Genomic DNA, 18,516 nt, shown 5'->3' with positions numbered 1-18,516 from the left:
CAGAGGCTGGCATAAAAACCGGAGCCTCTTTTCCAAACTCTCTTTACTGCCTGATCATTTATTGTTCAGTCGGCAAAAATGTCTTCTTGAACGACTCTACTGCTTCCTTCATTTCCTCATCCTCAGCTAGTTTGCCGGTTTCGCGGATGGTGGATAGCAGTTCGCTGCGGTTGTCCTCGAGCCATGCATGGAACTCGGCTTCAAAGCGGGTGACATCGTCGACCGGTACATTATCAAGGTGACCTTTTGTCAATGCATAAATAATCATGACTTGTTTTTCAACAGCCAATGGTTTATGCAATCCCTGCTTCAAAATTTCCACTGTCCGGGCACCACGGTCAAGTTTGGCTTTTGTCGATTTATCCAGGTCAGAGCCGAACTGGGCGAATGATTCCAGTTCACGGAACGATGCTAGATCAAGCCGCAATGTCCCGGCAACTTTCTTCATCGCTTTCAGCTGTGCTGAACCACCGACACGGGATACGGATAAACCTGCGTTGATCGCCGGGCGTACACCTGAGAAGAACAAGTCTGACTGCAGGAAGATTTGCCCGTCGGTGATGGAAATGACGTTTGTTGGGATATACGCACCGATGTCGCCTGCCTGTGTTTCGACAAATGGCAGAGCTGTCAGTGAACCGCCGCCTTTCGAGTCATTCAGTTTAGCCGCACGTTCAAGCAAGCGGGAATGCAAGTAGAAAACGTCCCCGGGGAAGGCTTCACGGCCTGGCGGGCGGCGCAGTAACAAGGAAAGTTCACGATAGGCCGCTGCCTGTTTTGTCAGGTCATCATACACAACAAGCACATGCTTGCCGTTATGCATGTATTCCTCACCCATGGAGACACCTGCATATGGTGCCAGATATAAGAGTGGTGCTGGATCGGATGCACCCGCAGACACGACAATGGTGTTGTCCAGTGCGCCATAGCGACGGAATGTTTCAACCGTGCTTCTGACGGTCGATTCCTTCTGCCCGATGGCAACATAAATACAAATCATATCCTGATCTTTTTGGTTCAGAATCGTATCAACTGCAATCGTCGTTTTACCAGTCTGACGGTCACCGATGATCAATTCACGCTGTCCGCGACCGATCGGTACAAGGGCATCAATCGCTTTAATACCTGTCTGTAATGGCTCATTAACTTCCTGCCGATCCATAATGGATGGCGCGGGGGACTCAATTGGACGGTTTTTGGTCGTTTCCACGGTACCTTTGCCATCAATCGGCTGTCCCAGCGGATTGACAACACGTCCAAGCAATTCCTCCCCGACAGGTACTTGCATAACGCGTCCTGTACGACGAACCTCATCGCCTTCATGAATATCTGAGAACGGGCCAAGGATGACAATACCGACGTTTCCTTCTTCAAGGTTTTGCGCCATTCCCATAACACCGTTGGAGAACTCGAGAAGCTCACCGGCCATGGCATCATCAAGGCCGTGTGCGCGGGCAATCCCGTCACCGACTTCAATAACAGTGCCGACATCCGAGACTTCAATTTCCGAGTCAAAATTCTCGATTTGCTCTTTAATCAGCGAACTGATTTCTTCAGCTTTAATGCTCATACCATTTCACCCCTATCTTCATTAGTCTGCCGCTGTAATACGCCGTTCGATCCGTTTTAATTTGCCTTGAATCGTCCCATCATAAATGGTATTGCCGATCCGCAGTTTCAGTCCGCCGATAATCGACGGGTCGACAATGCTTTCCAGTTTGATGGCCTGCTTATTAAAGCGCTTGGCAAACGTAATTTCAAGCTGTTCTTTCTCACTTTCCGACAGTTTCCGGACAGAATATACTTTAGCTTCCGCGATCCCTTTGGCCTCATTTACCAGATGAATAAACGCGTCCAAAATGGCCGGGACGATGCCAATGCGATGGCGCTCCGCCAGTAGTTTGAGCGTCTTAAGCACATCATCTGAAAATCCTTGGAACACATCGCCAAGAAACTGCATCTTTTTGTCATGATTGATACGCGGATGCTCCATAAATGTCACGAGCTGTTCATTTTCATTAAAAATCGATTTCAGGACCTCGGACTCCTTAACCAATTGCTCCAATGTTCCCTTTTCATTGCCGAGCTGGAAGAGAGCTTCTGCATAGCGGTTAGCTGCTACTTGACTCATTTCTCTTCTCCTGCCTCTTTAATGTATTCATTAATCAGGTCTTCTTGATCCTGTGCACTGATTTCTTTCTCAATCACTTTGCTGGCAATGAGTACGGATAGGGAAGCGACTTTGTCCTGAAGTGTCTGAATCGCTTTTTCTTTTTCACTTTCGATTTCTTCCTGCGCTGATTCTTTGATGCGTTCTGCCTCACGACGGGCGGAATCAATAATATCCTGCTCCTGTTTCGTACCGGCACTTCGCGCATCTTCTATAATCTGTTGCGCTTCCTGCTTTGTCTGCTTCAATTGATCAGCTGCTTCCGCCTGTGCCTTTTCAGCTTCGGCCCGGCTCTGTTCAGCTGCTTCAATTTCACCTGCCACATGTTCTTCACGTTTTTGCATGACGTCCATTAACGGCCCCCATGCAAATTTACGCACTAAGACAATTAAGACAATAAAGAAGAAAAGCTGGGTCAGCATATCGCCAACTTGAAGTCCGCCGATCGCAGCGTAAATCGTTGATCCAGTGAATGCCTGCACAGAATTCACTCCTTTCGCTTTACATATCGAATATCGAACTTTCTATTGATTGGGCCGGAAGTACAGACAACGGCGAAGGTCCTTTGTGAAGAGCAGCTTCGCCATTATCGATATGACGCATCCAATTACATAACGATGAGTGCGATAACAACCGCGATGATCGGCATCGCCTCAACCAGACCGACACCAATAAACATGGTCGTCTGCAGCTGACCTCTCAATTCCGGCTGACGGGCAATCCCTTCAACCGTACGACTTACGATCAAACCGTTACCGACACCGGCACCTAATGCCGCCAAACCTACTGCTATTGCTGCTGCTAATGCTCCAGACATAATATAAATCCTCCTCAAATTAATTATATTGGTTTTTTTAGTAATCTCCTGTTTCAGCAACCTTTTGCTGAAACAGGTTACTTAACAATTTTTGTGAAGCCTAATGGTCGCTTGATACCTTTTGCGAGATATAAACCATTGACAGCATGGTGAAAATGAATGCCTGGATGGTACCGATAAACACACTAAATCCCTGCCATGCTAACATTGGTAACGCCCCGCCGAGGAATCCCCAGACCGATGCAGATGTCAAGCCGGCCAACAATCCTAACAGCACTTCACCGGCATAAAGGTTTCCAAACAAACGAAGACCCAGTGTCAAGGTATTCGCAAATTCTTCAACAACCTTGATCGGAAAAAACAATGGGAACGGGCGTAAATAATCTTTTCCGTAATCTTTGACCCCGCGTGTTTTGATGCCGTAATAATGGCTCAATACAATAACCATTGCCGCTAATGTCAAGGTGACGCCGGCATCCGCTGTTGGTGATTTCCACCACAATTCATGCCCGAATACCATCAACGTCATGACACCAAGCATGTTGCTCACTAGAATATAGGAGATGAGTGTAAGCCCTAAAGGCAGAAACACTTTCCCTGTTTTCCAATCCATCGTGTCACTGATCATCCCTTTGATAAAATCAAGGACCCACTCCATGAAATTCTGGGCACCTGTAGGCTTCATTTGCAGCTTTCTCGCGCCCAGGACACAAATGACAAATACGATAAGTGATGAAATAGCTATCATCATGACATTGGACAAATTAAAATCGAGCCATGATATCCCAAACACATCATGTACGATTGGTGCTTCATGATCCACTTTGCTTCACCCCTCTTCCACGCACTATTGTTTAGATTTTGACATAAAAAAATCTATCATAATGACCAGATAGGATGTCATTAATCCCACTAAAACAGAGACCATGTCGAAATATTCTTCAAACTGAAGTGCCACTAGAACGGCCAAAACGGCTGCCGCCATTCTGGATAATGTTCCGAGGCCGGTTGCGGATTGACGTTTTTCCACTGATTCTGCAAATGCGTCAATTTTGCGCTGCAGCAGCCATAAATTGTAGAAGCTTACAGCACCGCCTAAAAGAAGCCCGAGGAAAATTTGCTGGTATGGTGTGAAACCTGCGCCAAGTACGAATAGAGCGAGAAGGTAAAACATCCATTGGCGTTGCCTGTTGGCCATACTTCGATAGTTCGACATGATTTGACTCTTCTCCCAAACATCCGCGCATGATAGATTATTCTCCGCAGCGCTCACTTAATGAATAGACCCTTTGTCAAAGCAGTGAGGAAAATCACTGAACGTGCGACATAAACAACATAAAATTATGTAAGGTTTTGGCACATCTTCAGTAAAAAGACATGAAACCCTTACCATTCCACACTTAGCTAGTTTACATGAGCCATATCCTATTGTCAATCAGTATGTGGACAAATTACATTGCCAGCTGCTGCCATTTTCCCGGTGCTTTCCGGCCACCATTCAACGCCGTTTTTGCCCTATCGATTCCTTATTATATAGGAAATGGACGGCTCATTTCTATGAACATTTTGTGAACAAATGAACAGCCCTCTTACTCCGTAGTAACGTCATGGTATGTGAATGCTTGTCTGATAACTTTCCATCGTTCCATTGTCGAGTCTGACATTGATGACAGCCAGATATTGTCCCGGATCGCCAATTTCCGACGTATCCAGTTGCCCTTCATTCATTCCAATTTGAACGTCGTCCGATTGCAGCAGTGTCCGTTCATAAACAAGGGTTTCCGGATCATAAAGCATCACCTCGATACGTTCGGTTGGGTCCGGCACATAAACCTGATATTGATAGGCCTCATCGGAGAACGGTTTTAAGGAAAAGTCAAATCCCATTGCTTTCGGATAATCAGCTGTTTTGTTGACAAACAAATAGGGCAGCCGGTATTGTTCATCATCCTGATTCAGCGTCAGCCAGCCCTGGTGGATACCGGTGTCGAGCTGGTGCGAATTGATTGTCAATGCGATCGGTAGGTTTGTCGTTTCACCTTTAGCCAATGTAAACTTGAGCGGTAAATCCCAGCGTAACCCCGGTTGTTGTTTTGGCATGGAAAATGTGTAGGTCTGCTGCTTGTCGGATGTGTTTTTGACCGTTATGTGCTCTGTTTCTGTTTCCTGATTTTCAGTGGTTTTTCCAAACGACAGTAATGGGTTATCAATAATGGTTGTTGTACTGCTGGCTTGCTTTGGCCGAATTTCGCCAGCACCCTGGATAATCGGCTCAAATGGCTCTTCATGGCCACGTTTAATTGGCTTGGCTGTTGTTTTTAACGCGCCTGTCAGTTCTTCCACGGTCCATTCAGGATGTGCTTCCATCAAAAGGGCCATTGTCCCGGTCACTTGTGGTGCCGCCATGCTCGTCCCCTGCAATTCCTGGTAACCACCGGGGATCGAGCTTAAAATGCTGGTCCCCGGTGCACTGATATCCGGCTTCAAATCCCAGTTCACGGTAACCGGTCCCCGGGAACTGAATTCAGCGACGGTCTCGTCAGTTGTTTCGTATTCGGTTTTCAAGTAAGAACGGCTGCTTCTGGCGTTTTCGATCAGCCATTCGCCGTCCCTTTTCGTAATGGATGCGACGGGAATCTGAATCGGATCTTCTGTTTCAGGCAACATCCCTTGGAAATGTTCTTGTTCGTTATTGTAAATGACAGCTGCAACTGCACCAGCTTCCTCAGCCTGCTTGGCCAGCTCAGAAAATGGTATCTCGCCACGCGCGATCAGGGCAATCTTCCCTCGGACATCTTGCTCTCCCAGCCTTGCTATGTCATAACTTTTGGATAAGGTCCACGGTTTTGAGCCATCCATTTCGGTCAGCGGAATTTTTTTATCCGACCGTGATTCAAACAAGTACGGAACGGTTTGCGGGCGTGATGTCGCCCCGACAGAAAGGGCATTGGCTGCTGTTGCCGGGGAACCGATTGTCCAGTTTTCCGGACCATCGTTGCCATTGGCAATCACGACAGGGACCCCGAGATCCACCGCCCGGTTGACCGCCACACTTGTCGGAAAGTCCGGTCCGTTAACGGTATTGCCTAACGACAGATTAATAATATCCGCCCCGTCATCAACCGCCTGCTCCAGAGCGGCAATCACTTGAACAGACGTCCCCATACCACCGGGGCCAAGCGCACGATAGGCATGAATATTGGCATCCGGTGCGACGCCTTTCAGCTCACCATCCGCCGCAATGATGCCCGCCACATGTGTGCCATGCTGGGTCGGCATCCCTTCTTCAGCTGGTGTCTCCATCGGATCATCATCTAAATCGACCAGATCATAACCACCGGCGTAATTTTTGGTGAGGTCAGGATGGTTATAGTCAATTCCCGTATCAATGACCGCCACTTGAACACCTTTCCCCGTATAGGCGGTATCATTGATTTCCGCCGGGATAACACTGTTGTCCGTTTGGTTTACTGCATCGGTTTGGGTTTCATAAGTAACGGCTGGGTGTACAGCCTTAATAAATTCCAGCGAGGCCAGTTGTGCAAACCGTTTCGGATCACCTTTTAACGCCAGGCCGTTAAATAACGTATCGTATGTGTGTACCACGTCGATGGATGGATGATGGGCGGTCAAGTAGTCTTTATGCCTGTCAGGATGGCCGTCCACTTCGATGATCACGGCCTCTTCCCGGCTGTTGTCGTCCGTGGTTTCGGCTGCTGCAGGCAGACTTGCTATGGCGGCGAAGGCCATAAGGGAGATGAGGATACGGTACATGGCTGGTGCTCCTTTATCGTTTGAGATATATGGTTAGCATTTGGAAATGGTAGGAAAAACATGCATTGAAGTGGGATTGGTATAGATGATGGGAAAGCCGTTCGGACCAACGTTTCTGTTTTCAGGCTCATGTTTCGGGCTCTCACCGTCCATGGTTTCGGGGCCCGCGCCCATATTTGCCGCGTTCGCGTTCATGTTTTCGGGTTTCGCACCCATATTCCGCGGCAGCGTCCTATATATTACCGCCGAATCAACGAGGAAGGACCCGGCACAAGCCGGGTCCTTCCTTTATCTACCTATCAAAATAAGCCACAATCGCGTCAGCAATTTTGCCTGATGCTTCGCCGTCACCATATGGATTCGATGCTTTAGCCATTTGGTCATGGCGGGCGTCATTCCTTAATAGTTCATCGGCAAGGGTGAAAATGGGTTCCTCATCTGTTCCGGCTAATTTCAATGTACCGGCTTCGATGCCTTCCGGGCGCTCCGTCGTGTCGCGGAGGACAAGTACCGGAACACCCAGTGACGGCGCTTCTTCCTGCACGCCGCCTGAGTCCGTCATGATCAAATGGGCCCTAGCGGCAAAGTTGTGGAAGTCCACCACACCGAGTGGTTCGATCAATTGAATCCGATCGTCGTCCCCTAAAATATCGTTGGCGACTTGCTGTACAGCCGGATTTAAATGGACCGGATAAATGACCTGGATATCCTGATGCGTATCGACGAGCCGCTTGATGGCCCGAAACATCTGCTCCATATTACGGCCGAGATTTTCCCGGCGGTGTGCCGTCACCAACACGAGCCGCCGGTCACCAATATCATTCAAGATCGAACTTGAATACGTTTCATCGACAGTTGTTTTCAGGGCATCAATCGCCGTATTCCCAGTCACCACGATATGATCAGCTGATTTATATTCATTCAGCAAATTGTGCTTCGCCTTTTCCGTCGGGGCGAAATGCAAATCAGCCATAACGCCGGTAAGCTGCCGGTTCATTTCTTCCGGATATGGCGAATATTTATCCCATGTACGTAGGCCTGCTTCAACATGCCCAACAGCAATCTGGTTGTAGTAGGCGGCCAGTGATGCCGCAAATGTTGTCGTCGTATCACCATGGACGAGCACGATATCCGGTTCCGCCTTTTTCATCACCTCGTCAAGCCCCTCAAGCGCACGCGTCGTTATTTGGGCAAGCGACTGCTTTGCTTTCATGATGTTTAAATCAAAATCCGGTTCAATTCCGAAAATGTCCAGCACTTGGTCAAGCATTTGCCGGTGCTGGGCGGTGACCGCTACGATCGGTTCAAATTGCGCCGGACGCCTCTGCAGTTCCAGGACGAGCGGGGCCATTTTAATCGCTTCCGGTCTTGTCCCAAAGGTGGTCATGACTTTAATCCGTCCAGCCATATGTCGCACCAGCCTTATTTCGTGCCATATAAACGGTCACCGGCATCCCCAAGTCCTGGAACGATATAGCCGTGATCATTCAATTTGTCATCAAGCGCTGCCAAGAAAATATCAACATCAGGATGGTCGTTTTGAATAACTTCCACGCCTTCCGGGGCAGCGACAAGGCACATGAGCCGAATTTGTTTGGCCCCGCGTTTTTTCAGGGAGTGGATCGCATCGTTCGCTGATCCACCTGTAGCGAGCATCGGGTCGATCACAATCAGTTCCCGTTCTTCAATATCGGATGGTAACTTAAGGTAATATTCGTGCGGTTTTAATGTTTCTGGATCCCGGTAAAGACCGACATGTCCGACCCTTGCAGCCGGGATCAGCTTCAACATCCCATCGACCATGCCGAGCCCCGCGCGCAAAATCGGAATCAGCCCGATTTTTTTGCCGGCGAGCACCTGCGATTGGGCCTCCATAACCGGGGTCTCAATTGTTTTTTCTTGCAATGGCAAGTTGCGGGTGATTTCAAACGCCATCAGCATCGCAACTTCGTCCACCAGTTCGCGGAATTCCTTTGTTCCGGTCTGTTTATCGCGTATGTACGTCACTTTGTGTTGAATTAATGGATGATCCAGCACATGTACTTTTCCCATTTCACCGATCACTCCTTCATTTTAGTGGCATCTTAAAAATTGTACTGAAAAATGGATGAGCTTGCAAGTCAGGATTACATTTGTACCCGATCTGATCATCTGCGTTTTATTGTTATGGTGCGATTGATACATTTCTGGTTCCAGTATTATAAAAAAAGATGCCCCTAAAAGTGCGTGTTCAAAAAGGAGGATAAAAAGGACCGGTCGGCTAAGTTCGCAACGTCCTGTTGCAACGCCGACACTAGCACGTCCTGTGCGTCGAAAGTTCGAGGCGGTGCCGTTTCGAGCAGCGGGCTTCCACAGGATGTGTGTGGTGAGTTCTGCGTTGTCCACAGGACGTGGACGGTTTTAGCAGAACTTCCCCTAGATACATGAGCGGCGGAGAAACAAGCCAACGAAGAAATTCGACGTGTCATTTTTACCGGACTTTTTGAACAACCTCTAAAAAGGGAAATTCACTACCTTGTTCAATCATCGGGCACTTTAGTTAAGCAAAATGAAAATAAATAAAAGATAAAGCTCAGTTGTAGTTAACTGAGCTTTATCTTTTATTTTTGACTCTTTCGCAAATTTTGTTGCTCTTAAACTCTCGCAGTTGATAATAAGTGCGACGTAACTGCTACGTTGATTTCCGCTCCGGGCAGTCACTTTCCGCGGGCAACGCTTCAGCTTCCTCGGAAGAAAACCGCTTCCTCGAAAAAGGAAACCACTTTTTCTTCGTGCGATGTAACGCTGCCGCAGCTTTCCTTGTCCTGCGGGATCTTCAGCCGTTGCTTCGACGAACAGGACGTTCTAGTGTCGGCGTTGGTCACAGGAGGTGACCGTTCTTAGCCGACGACCGCAGGAGTCGACAGCCCTCCGCTCCAATCAACCAGTGTATTTGTAGCTACAATGTTAAGGATTCGAATACCACAAAACTAGCGTAGGAAATACACGGTGAAGCTGCACTCCTCGCAACTCGAAGTTTACTGGGTGGAGGTATTGCTCGTCGCGTTGCAAGCTAATCCGGCGAGGCATACGCTCCTCGCAGAAAAGATTGCTGACGCACTGCGGGGTCTCATCTAGGCCTCTGCTCCCACAGGAGTCTCCGTGTTTTTCCGCCGCTAGTTTGGATTTACTAACCGTGGTAGTAATCNGCGGTGACTCCTGCGGGAACAGCACGTGTCCGAAGACCCCGGAAGAAGCGTTCTTTGCTTCTGAGGAGGCTGAGGCCGTGCCCGCGGAAAGCATCCGCCCGAAGCGATCCCGGACGGCGGGAATGACACGTACTTATAGAAAACAATCCAGCAACAGTTACGTTGCAGTTTATGGATGTTGTGTCAAAAACAACAGTAATTGACCTATTAATTACGGTGTTAAAGTGTTGTAACTTTTAAGATAATTGTACTGTTTTTTCAACTTTTTTCCACCATATAGGGACGCCTTTTAACTTATGCATATAATGGATGCCGGCCGGTTAAAGCTTTGACACGCTCTTCTGCTTCCTTCAGGGCATGTTCATCTTCATGATTTTTCAAAACAGACGCGATAATTGAAGCCATTTCCTGCATGTCGGTTTCTTTAAAGCCGCGGGTGGTGACGGCTGCTGTTCCGATGCGAACACCGCTGGCGATAGACGGCTTTTCCGTATCAAAAGGAATGGTGTTTTTATTGGCCGTGATGCCGATATCATCCAGCGCTTTTTCGGCCACTTTACCAGTAAGCTTGAGTGGTGTGACATCAACCAGAAGTAAATGGTTGTCCGTTCCACCTGATACGATCCGCAGACCTTCGCTGGCCAATGCGTCACTTAATGCCTTCGCGTTTTGGATGATCTGCTTCGAATACGCTTTAAAATCAGCCGTCAACGCTTCTTTAAAGGAAACAGCTTTGGCCGCGATCACATGCATGAGCGGGCCCCCCTGCATAACCGGGAACACCGATTTGTCAATCTTTTTGGCATATTCCGCTTTGCATAAAATCATGCCGCCACGTGGCCCGCGCAACGTTTTATGAGTTGTCGTCGTGACAAAATCAGCGTACGGCACCGGATTTTGGTGAAGTCCTGCTGCAATCAGACCAGCAATATGGGCCATATCAACCATCAAGTACGCACCGACTTCATCAGCAATTTCCCGGAATTTAGCAAAGTCAATTTCACGAGGGTATGCACTCGCACCGGCAATGATCAATTTCGGCTGAACGTCTATTGCTCGGTCGCGAACGGCCTCATAATCAAGCTGCTCTGTCTCCCGATCGACACCGTAATCAACGACATTGTACAATTTTCCGCTGAAATTCACCGGGCTGCCGTGGGTTAAATGCCCGCCATGGTTCAAATTCATACCAAGAATCGTATCACCCGGCTCCAGGACAGAGAAGTAAACTGCCATGTTCGCCTGGGCGCCGGAGTGGGGCTGAACGTTGGCGTGATCCGCACCGAAAAGTTCCTTTGCCCGGTCGCGTGCCAGGTTTTCCGCGACATCCACATGCTCACAGCCGCCATAGTACCGCTTACTCGGATACCCTTCCGCATATTTATTTGTCAACACCGAGCCCATCGCTTCCATGACGGCCTCAGATACAAAATTTTCCGACGCAATTAATTCAATTTTTTCCTGCTGGCGTGTTTCTTCGGCGTTAATGGCTTCATACAGTTCGTGATCGGTTTGCTTCACATGTTCCATTAATAACTCCCCCTTGTTTTATTGTGTATTGGTTTGCCTGTGTCTGCTCATGACGTCAATCATAGACAGCCCGTTTGCCGCCGATCAGCTTCGGACGTGTACGGGCCGCTGTCACCCGGGCGTTGCCGATCATACGCTGTTCAAAACGGAGCGGTACAGCAACCGGTTGCAAATGCATGCCAATCATTGTGTCACCGATGTCGATGCCGCTGTCGGCTCGGATTGTTTCAACGACAGCCGGATTTTCCATCTGTTTATACGCGTAAGAGGCCATTGAGCCCCCCGCTTCAGGGACAGGGATGGCTGACACTTCCTCCAGGTTATGCTTGTTTTGGGTTGCTTTATCCACAACCAATGCCCGGTTCAAATGTTCACAGCATTGAAAAGCGACTGCAACGCCCGCCTCCGCCTGTAACGATGCCAAGGCTTCAAAAAGAACCGCGGCAATTTCTTCGCTGCCGGACGTACCGATGCGCTCGCCGACCACTTCGCTGGTGGAACAGCCGACTACAAATACGTCTCCTGCGCGTAAATGGCCGCTCGCCAGCCATTCATGGATAATCGCTTTCATATCCTCTCCGACTTGCTGTTTTAAATCTAGTTGACCATCCATACGCCACCACCCCATTTTGCGTTATGTTCGTACCGGTCAAATTGCCGAGCCAACGGTCATGGCCGTCAAGATTCATGGTCACGCAGCTTTTTTACCAACGCATCAATCTGTTTACCAAGTTCCTCCAGTGTTTGCTCGTATACGGACAGCTCGCCGCCGAACGGGTCCGAGATATCATAATTGATCAGGCTGGCCTCAAGCTTTTGAATCGTTTCCCAGTCCTCCTGCAAATACGCTTGCAGTTCTGTGTCAAGCTGCGTGTGACTCATTTTATGCTGATGCCGCTGAATGAACTGCGAGCGTTTTTCTTCATACGCAGCATACTGCCGTTTCAGTTCGTTCCAGATCTTATGGTCAGCATGTGACACATATTCTTTTAACGTAAAATATTTGTCCTGGAAGTCAGGGTATTCCATGATCAATGACTGTTTATGCTGGGTCGTCATGGTGAGGACAACATCCGCCCATTGCAGCAATTCACCGGTCACCGGCTCTGATGTTGTATCCAGCGTTACACCTTGGCGTTTTAACGCTTCGACAGCATGATCATTCGGACGCTGGTGGCTCGCTGCAAAAATCCCCGCCGACCGCACGTCAGCATCAGGCATTTTATCTTTCAATAACGCTTCCGCCATCGGGCTGCGACATGTATTTCCGGTACATACAAACAAAATCTTCAAAAGAATAACCTCCGCTCTTTATTCAGTGGCGTGGCTATCGACGCACAGGAAACGGAACGCTTCGGCAGCGGACGTGCTTATGCAGGCGTTACCCAAGATTGTGCCGTAAATGGGCCGGCGCCATTGGTTAAATCTAATCCTACCAAAAACTATATCATAAAATCACGCCGTTGTCAGAAAAAATCGGAAAATCAATGGGGAAAAAGCGGTTTGGCAATGGCCCTATTGCAACTAAGAAAAAACGCTAACGCGTCTTTTCAGATGCCAGAGGTCAGAAGTCGGATTGGAGGAAATCGGCGAGGTAGCCGATTTCTGTATTGAAAGCGTCGTCCAAAGTTTTATCCTTTTTTATCTTAAGAAAAAGACACGCCGCCTGACAGCTGGAAACTCTATGGTCTCCTTATTCAGCCAAACAATATATGTAACCCGAATCCGCAAAGAATGCTGCCGCCCAATATTTCACTGTATACGCCAAGCAAGCCGTGCATTTTCTTTCCCAGCAGCATACCGATCCAAGTGAGAATAGTGCTGGCTGCGCCAAATAACAGCAAGGCGATCACCGTTTTGACTTCCGACAAACCGAGACTGAGACCGACCGAAAAACTGTCGAGGCTGACACTGATCGCGAAAAAAATAAGCCCGATGCCAACCGGCTGTGCGAGTTGTTTTGACTCGTGGTTAAACGCGGAAAAAATCATTTGTGCGCCGATCCCGAAAAGCAGCAATCCGCCGCTGAGTGTGGCGTATTGACCAATTTGTTCTGAGATGGCCTGACCGAGTAAAATACCGGCAAACGGCATCATAATATGGAATAAACCCACAACGCCGCCGACCATGGCTATCCGCTTCAGCCTAACTTTTTGCATCCCCATACCAAGACTGACCGAAAAGGCGTCCATCCCTAATGCGACAGCCATAAAAATTAACGAGACGATTTCACCAATTTGATAAGCCGACATCCATACTCCCCCCTGGACATGCTATTAAACTATATGCATGACCAGGGCGTCATATGCAGCGAACCCGTCCGGCGTCTGTTCGTCTGCAGAAAGCTGCATTCCGTGACACCGTCTGCACGATGATCAGCGGAAAAAAATCAGCTTATCCACAAGATTGATGCAGCTGTCTCAGTTATCCACAAAATCGGTGGCGGCTTTTTCCAGTCGGTTCATAATCGCCTGACCGATATCTGTTTTTGAAAACATTTCGCATAAAATGATATCCACATCCCCACTTTTGAAAACCCTAAGGGCATCATAGAGGTTTGCCGCAACGGACCGCAAGTCGGAACCGAGCGGGATAATACGGGCTGAGTGCAGCTTGGCCGCCGTTTCCGTGCTAGCCATCACGCCGATGCGTTTCCGGTTGGCGTGTTCTCGGTCAATGACCGCCTGCACATTATCCGGTGGGCCGGCCACCAGCCACAGCGGAACTTCCGGTGCGTAATGGGTATATTTCATACCCGGGGCTTTCGGGTTTTCAGCGGTGCCAGCCAATGCGGGATCGACCATAACCGAACCAGCTACCGCTTCAAGTTGTGCTTTGGTGATGCCGCCCGGCCGAAGAATGACCGGTATTTCCTGGGTGCAATCGACGACCGTTGATTCCACGCCAACCCCTGTTGGGCCGGCATCAACAAGTCCGGCGATTTTCCCCTGCAAGTCAGCCCAGACATGGTCGGCGGTCGTCGGGCTTGGTTTCCCGGACAAATTGGCGCTCGGGGCTGCAATTGGACGATCGCACGTTTTCAGCAGGGCCTGGGCCACCGGATGATCCGGAATGCGCACCCCGATTGTGGATAACCCTGCCGTAACGTTAGCAGCGCATGTACCATTGCTTGGTAACACCAGCGTTAACGGCCCGGGTGTAAAGGCATCAAGCAATTTTTCGGCAACCAACGATAGACCGGTCACCAGATTGAGCAGTTGCTCTTTTGTGGCGACATGGGCAATCAGCGGATTATCTTCCGGCCGCCCTTTGGCTTGAAAAATCCCGGAAACCGCTGGCGCATTCGTCGCATCAGCCCCAAGTCCATAAACCGTTTCAGTCGGAAATGACACCGTCCGGCCGTTTTGCAGCAGGTCAACGGCTTCTGCAATCGCCTGCTGATCAGGTTGCTCTGTTTTAACGTTCCAGCGTTTTGTCTGCATCATGGCTGTCCCTCTTTTCCTATTGATCATTCTAGCCGAACGGTTTTTTGAACGCAAAAAAATAAGCCTGATGGAGTCTTTCCACAGGCTGTACACAGGTTATCATATATTTGATTTTCTTTATTTTTCCGTCATTCTCCGTGCTGGACACCGGGTTTGATGACATCAGTAGACTGAGCAATAGCTGATCAAATTTATTCTTCCACAATCATGTGGATAACGATAAAAGGTTGTACACGTCTTTTTAACAGGTTGCCCACAGGAAATTGTGTATAGTTGTGGATAAATCATTAGGATACATGATAAGTCCACCAGTTGCCTTCCTGATTCGGCGTTTCCTGCACAAATGCATTGTCCTTTTGTGGATGAAATTGCAATGCTTCCAAGAGAACGTCAACCATTGGCTGGTGGCTGTGGACAAATACTTGTCTGGCCTGCTTTTCTTTGGCAAGCGCCAAAATCGTTTCCAGTAAAACAGGCAATGACGTTGCAGCCTGCTTGGTCACATGAAGCTGTTTAAGCCAGTAAACATCGGCATCAACCAAATCCATCACAAAACAGCCTTCAATCGTACCCTTAAACGTTACGACATAACCCTTTTCCAGAAGCAATTCCCGTTCCACATTTTCGTTATGCTGTAAAAATTGTTCCAGTTTTTCTTCTGGTGCATGGTTCGCTGCGATTAATTCCATTTTTCTCACCTCAATGATTTTGGCAGATTTTCTAGTATATTATGCGGAAACTGGTAAATCTATGACTTAGCCAAACCATTCAAAGAGAAAAAATTTAACATCGGCCTCTTCTTCTTCCTCCTCCTCTTCTTTCTCCTGCTCCGATTCTGTTTCGGCTTCTTCCGCCTCAGCTACCGTTGTGCCGTTGGAAAAATCCAGAAAGCACAGCGGCGGGAACAGGACACACCACCAATTCGCGCCCTCACCTTCACCCAGTGTAATCAAAACCGCTTCATATTCACCCGGCGGATACAGATACGAACCGTACAATTTGGCCGGGAAGGTGATATTTTGACCGTATTCAACGTCAACTGTCTGCTGCTTGTTCTCTGCTTCCAGCACATCTTCCACAATGCTGCGGATTTCCGGGATATGTGCTTCAATTAGCTTTCTCGCTTCGTCAATGTCGGTCATGTCCTCCACCCATTCGCTGATGGCCGCATTGACGTCATCACGTACTTTCCGCTTTAATTGCTGATCCGCGTCTTGGTCACTGTTCGCCAAAATGCGTAAACGAATCGCGTCATCCGGGATCACTTTTATGTCGGCTATATCAGCATCGGACGGTGTATCAGAGCCGGCTTTCTGGGTTGTACCCGTCATTGGCATGGCAAATACAATCAAAACAATAATAATAGCTGAAACCGTTAACTTCTGCATGCTCAAAAACCCCTCTCCAACCTGTTTTATAAACAGTATGGACAGGGGGCTTTCTTGTTATACTATCAATCTATTATTGGACCTGCTTTCACGATGCGATCTTTTCCGTTAATGTCCTGGATAATGGTCACATCACGTTGCGGAAAGGTCGATTTTACCAGCGACTGAACGGCGTTTCCCTGCTGGTGGCCAATTTCGAATAAAACATAGCCATTCGGTTTCACTGCTTCCGGCAGCTGCTCGACAATGGCTTTATACGCGGCCAGCCCATCATGCCCGGCAAAAAGTGCTTCTTCCGGCTCAAAATCCCTGACCGTATCGGACAGCAGCGTTTTTTCATGCAAGGGGATATAGGGCGGATTGGTAATGAGCATATCAACGTGGATGTCTCGATCGATCAGCGGCTGCACGTAATCACCCTGCAGGAAGGTGACGTTCGCACCCAATTGAGCCGCATTTTGTCGGGCAACAGCCAGTGCTTCCGCTGACATGTCGGTTGCATATACGATCGCGTCAGGCAGTTCCAGTGCCAGTGTTATCGCGATATTGCCACTGCCGGTACCGATATCGGCAATGGTAAGCGGCCCTTCCGATGCTGTTTGGATAGCGAGCTGTGTGAGTTCCTCGGTTTCGGGGCGCGGAATCAGGGTATGCTCGCTGACATCGAAATAACGACCGTAAAATGGGGCGCAGCCGGTTAGATGCTCCAACGGCACACCGGTTTCCGCATGCGTTGTTACGGCATGCCGGAAACACTGTAACACCGCTTCCGGTACCGGATCGTGCATCATGGCCAGAAATGTTGTCCGGTTCACATCAAGATAATGCTGCAGCAGCAGTTCAGCCACTTTCGGCTCGCGGTTGTTTTCTTCTAAAAAAAGTGAAGCCCGGCGCAGGACTTCATACAGCTTTGGATCACGTTCCATGGGGTTATTCTCCAATTTGTTCCATTTTATTTGTCTGTTCTTCCAGAAGTAGCGCATCAATGAACGCATCCAATTTTCCTTCCATCACCTGATCGAGCTTCTGGAGTGTCAGGCCGATACGATGATCGGTCACGCGGGTTTGCGGAAAATTGTACGTGCGAATACGTTCCGAACGGTCACCCGTCCCCACGGCGGATTTTCGGTTTTCATCAATTTCCTGCTGTGCTTCCTGCTGGTATTTATCATATATCCGTGCACGCAGCACGCGCATTGCTTTTTCCTTATTTTTGATTTGCGATTTTTCATCCTGACAGGACACGACAATCCCAGTCGGGTCATGGGTCAGCCTGACAGCCGACATGGTCGTGTTGACACTCTGACCACCGGGACCGCTGGAAGCGAATGTATCGATACGGATGTCTTTTTCATTAACATCAACTTCCACTTCCTCTGCTTCCGGCAGCACCGCTACAGTGGCTGTCGATGTATGGATACGGCCGCCGGACTCGGTTTCCGGAACACGCTGCACGCGATGGGCGCCATTTTCATATTTCAACTTGGAATAGGCACCCGTCCCATTGACCATAAAAATGATCTCTTTATAGCCGCCGACAGCGGACGCATGCGCTTCGACCACGTCAATTTTCCAGCCTTGTATTTCAGCATATTTCGCATACATACGGTAAAGGTCACCGGCAAACAAAGCCGCCTCATCGCCGCCGGCTGCCCCGCGAATTTCCATAAATACGTTTTTGTCATCGTTTGGATCTTTTGGCAGAAGCAGGATTCTTAACCGTTCTTCCAGTTCTTTTTCTGTTTCGGACAGTTCCTCGATTTCCGCCTTTGCCATATCCTGCATGTCATCATCTGATTCTTCTTCAAGCATTTCTTTTGTATCTTTCAATTGTTTGGTTACATCTTTATACTGTCGGTAAGCCTGCACGACTTCCTCAAGATCGGATTGTTCCTTGGAGTATTCGCGCAGCTTCTTCGTGTCGCTTATAACATCAGGATCGCTGAGCAATTCATTCAGTTTATCATAGCGATCCTCCAATGATTGTAAACGTTCTAACACAACGGTCACCTCTCTTCGATTAACAGTCTAATTATAGTATACTCCTGCCGGCAGGTCAAAGTTATGCGGGATGCTTCAGCGCTGAGGATTAAAATTATTTTCATTTCACTTGTTTCTTGAAATTCATCATATTATAAACCGAATATTCGAAAATTATCATTCTCCTGTTATACGAAAAAAGAGAAGCCGAATTTTCGGGAAT

At 48.6% G+C, this 18,516-nt stretch carries 18 protein-coding genes; all 18 read right to left on the bottom strand.

Going from position 1 to position 18,516, the window contains the following annotated elements:
- Positions 1–58 precede the first annotated feature (58 nt).
- Positions 59–1,570, bottom strand: a complete 1,512-nt coding sequence (gene atpA, locus ACFQ4A_RS10135) for a F0F1 ATP synthase subunit alpha (protein ID WP_382400177.1) — start codon at positions 1,568–1,570, stop codon at positions 59–61.
- 21 nt (positions 1,571–1,591) lie between these two features.
- Complete coding sequence (locus ACFQ4A_RS10130; protein WP_382400175.1) at positions 1,592–2,131, bottom strand: F0F1 ATP synthase subunit delta; 540 nt, start codon at positions 2,129–2,131, stop codon at positions 1,592–1,594.
- Positions 2,128–2,652: a F0F1 ATP synthase subunit B gene (locus tag ACFQ4A_RS10125; RefSeq protein ID WP_382400173.1), complete on the bottom strand. Its 525-nt coding sequence runs from the start codon at positions 2,650–2,652 to the stop codon at positions 2,128–2,130. Before ACFQ4A_RS10125 ends, ACFQ4A_RS10130 begins: the two co-directional genes overlap by 4 nt.
- A gap of 125 nt (positions 2,653–2,777) precedes the next feature.
- Positions 2,778–2,987 carry a F0F1 ATP synthase subunit C gene (atpE, locus tag ACFQ4A_RS10120; RefSeq protein WP_135110686.1) on the bottom strand — a complete coding sequence of 70 codons (210 nt, stop codon included), beginning with the start codon at positions 2,985–2,987 and terminating at the stop codon, positions 2,778–2,780.
- A 100-nt stretch (positions 2,988–3,087) separates the two neighbouring features.
- Positions 3,088–3,810, bottom strand: a complete 723-nt coding sequence (gene atpB / locus ACFQ4A_RS10115; protein ID WP_382400171.1) for a F0F1 ATP synthase subunit A — start codon at positions 3,808–3,810, stop codon at positions 3,088–3,090.
- A gap of 24 nt (positions 3,811–3,834) precedes the next feature.
- Complete coding sequence (locus ACFQ4A_RS10110; protein ID WP_382400169.1) at positions 3,835–4,203, bottom strand: ATP synthase subunit I; 369 nt, start codon at positions 4,201–4,203, stop codon at positions 3,835–3,837.
- Positions 4,204–4,592: 389 nt separating this feature from the next.
- Positions 4,593–6,761: a S8 family serine peptidase gene (locus tag ACFQ4A_RS10105; protein WP_382400167.1), complete on the bottom strand. Its 2,169-nt coding sequence runs from the start codon at positions 6,759–6,761 to the stop codon at positions 4,593–4,595.
- 292 nt (positions 6,762–7,053) lie between these two features.
- Entirely contained in the window at positions 7,054–8,169 is a 1,116-nt protein-coding gene (gene wecB, locus ACFQ4A_RS10100; protein ID WP_382400165.1) for a non-hydrolyzing UDP-N-acetylglucosamine 2-epimerase, read from the bottom strand.
- Positions 8,170–8,183: 14 nt separating this feature from the next.
- Complete coding sequence (gene upp / locus ACFQ4A_RS10095; RefSeq protein ID WP_382400163.1) at positions 8,184–8,813, bottom strand: uracil phosphoribosyltransferase; 630 nt, start codon at positions 8,811–8,813, stop codon at positions 8,184–8,186.
- A gap of 1,430 nt (positions 8,814–10,243) precedes the next feature.
- Positions 10,244–11,479: a serine hydroxymethyltransferase gene (locus tag ACFQ4A_RS10090; RefSeq protein ID WP_382400161.1), complete on the bottom strand. Its 1,236-nt coding sequence runs from the start codon at positions 11,477–11,479 to the stop codon at positions 10,244–10,246.
- A 55-nt stretch (positions 11,480–11,534) separates the two neighbouring features.
- Complete coding sequence (locus tag ACFQ4A_RS10085) at positions 11,535–12,092, bottom strand: TIGR01440 family protein (RefSeq protein WP_382400159.1); 558 nt, start codon at positions 12,090–12,092, stop codon at positions 11,535–11,537.
- A gap of 65 nt (positions 12,093–12,157) precedes the next feature.
- Positions 12,158–12,772, bottom strand: coding sequence for a low molecular weight protein arginine phosphatase (locus tag ACFQ4A_RS10080; RefSeq protein WP_382400157.1), 615 nt, complete (start codon positions 12,770–12,772; stop codon positions 12,158–12,160).
- Between the two features lie 404 nt (positions 12,773–13,176).
- Positions 13,177–13,731 (bottom strand): manganese efflux pump MntP, encoded by a 555-nt coding sequence (locus ACFQ4A_RS10075; protein WP_382400155.1) that lies wholly within the window; start codon positions 13,729–13,731, stop codon positions 13,177–13,179.
- A 168-nt stretch (positions 13,732–13,899) separates the two neighbouring features.
- On the bottom strand, positions 13,900–14,922 hold the full coding sequence (locus ACFQ4A_RS10070; protein WP_382400217.1) for an L-threonylcarbamoyladenylate synthase: 1,023 nt from the start codon (positions 14,920–14,922) through the stop codon (positions 13,900–13,902).
- A 290-nt stretch (positions 14,923–15,212) separates the two neighbouring features.
- A complete protein-coding gene (locus ACFQ4A_RS10065) occupies positions 15,213–15,614 on the bottom strand; it encodes a hypothetical protein (protein WP_382400153.1) in 402 nt (133 codons plus the stop codon).
- A gap of 66 nt (positions 15,615–15,680) precedes the next feature.
- Positions 15,681–16,313 carry a stage II sporulation protein R gene (gene spoIIR / locus ACFQ4A_RS10060; RefSeq protein WP_382400151.1) on the bottom strand — a complete coding sequence of 211 codons (633 nt, stop codon included), beginning with the start codon at positions 16,311–16,313 and terminating at the stop codon, positions 15,681–15,683.
- 65 nt (positions 16,314–16,378) lie between these two features.
- The gene (gene prmC / locus ACFQ4A_RS10055) at positions 16,379–17,239 is read right to left on the bottom strand and encodes a peptide chain release factor N(5)-glutamine methyltransferase (RefSeq protein ID WP_382400149.1); all 861 of its coding nucleotides are present in this window, start codon (positions 17,237–17,239) and stop codon (positions 16,379–16,381) included.
- Between the two features lie 4 nt (positions 17,240–17,243).
- A complete protein-coding gene (gene prfA, locus ACFQ4A_RS10050; RefSeq protein ID WP_382400147.1) occupies positions 17,244–18,314 on the bottom strand; it encodes a peptide chain release factor 1 in 1,071 nt (356 codons plus the stop codon).
- Positions 18,315–18,516 lie beyond the last annotated feature (202 nt).

The sequence above is a fragment of the Lentibacillus salinarum genome (genome assembly GCF_042679865.1).
Taxonomy (GTDB): Bacteria; Bacillota; Bacilli; order Bacillales; family Amphibacillaceae; genus Lentibacillus; species Lentibacillus salinarum.
This window is presented reverse-complemented; position numbering and strand designations above follow the sequence as displayed.

Bases quoted from the DNA above. Each gene is read 5' to 3' on its own strand.
- atpE (WP_135110686.1), bottom strand. From the start codon at position 2,987: ATGTCTGGAGCATTAGCAGCAGCAATAGCAGTAGGTTTGGCGGCATTA.
- ACFQ4A_RS10065 (WP_382400153.1), bottom strand. From the start codon at position 15,614: ATGGAATTAATCGCAGCGAACCATGCACCAGAAGAAAAACTGGAACAA.
- ACFQ4A_RS10110 (WP_382400169.1), bottom strand. From the start codon at position 4,203: ATGTCGAACTATCGAAGTATGGCCAACAGGCAACGCCAATGGATGTTT.
- ACFQ4A_RS10090 (WP_382400161.1), bottom strand. From the start codon at position 11,479: ATGGAACATGTGAAGCAAACCGATCACGAACTGTATGAAGCCATTAAC.
- ACFQ4A_RS10075 (WP_382400155.1), bottom strand. From the start codon at position 13,731: ATGTCGGCTTATCAAATTGGTGAAATCGTCTCGTTAATTTTTATGGCT.
- upp (WP_382400163.1), bottom strand. From the start codon at position 8,813: ATGGGAAAAGTACATGTGCTGGATCATCCATTAATTCAACACAAAGTG.
- atpA (WP_382400177.1), bottom strand. From the start codon at position 1,570: ATGAGCATTAAAGCTGAAGAAATCAGTTCGCTGATTAAAGAGCAAATC.
- ACFQ4A_RS10130 (WP_382400175.1), bottom strand. From the start codon at position 2,131: ATGAGTCAAGTAGCAGCTAACCGCTATGCAGAAGCTCTCTTCCAGCTC.
- ACFQ4A_RS10070 (WP_382400217.1), bottom strand. From the start codon at position 14,922: ATGCAGACAAAACGCTGGAACGTTAAAACAGAGCAACCTGATCAGCAG.
- ACFQ4A_RS10085 (WP_382400159.1), bottom strand. From the start codon at position 12,092: ATGGATGGTCAACTAGATTTAAAACAGCAAGTCGGAGAGGATATGAAA.
- prmC (WP_382400149.1), bottom strand. From the start codon at position 17,239: ATGGAACGTGATCCAAAGCTGTATGAAGTCCTGCGCCGGGCTTCACTT.
- ACFQ4A_RS10105 (WP_382400167.1), bottom strand. From the start codon at position 6,761: ATGTACCGTATCCTCATCTCCCTTATGGCCTTCGCCGCCATAGCAAGT.
- wecB (WP_382400165.1), bottom strand. From the start codon at position 8,169: ATGGCTGGACGGATTAAAGTCATGACCACCTTTGGGACAAGACCGGAA.
- spoIIR (WP_382400151.1), bottom strand. From the start codon at position 16,313: ATGCAGAAGTTAACGGTTTCAGCTATTATTATTGTTTTGATTGTATTT.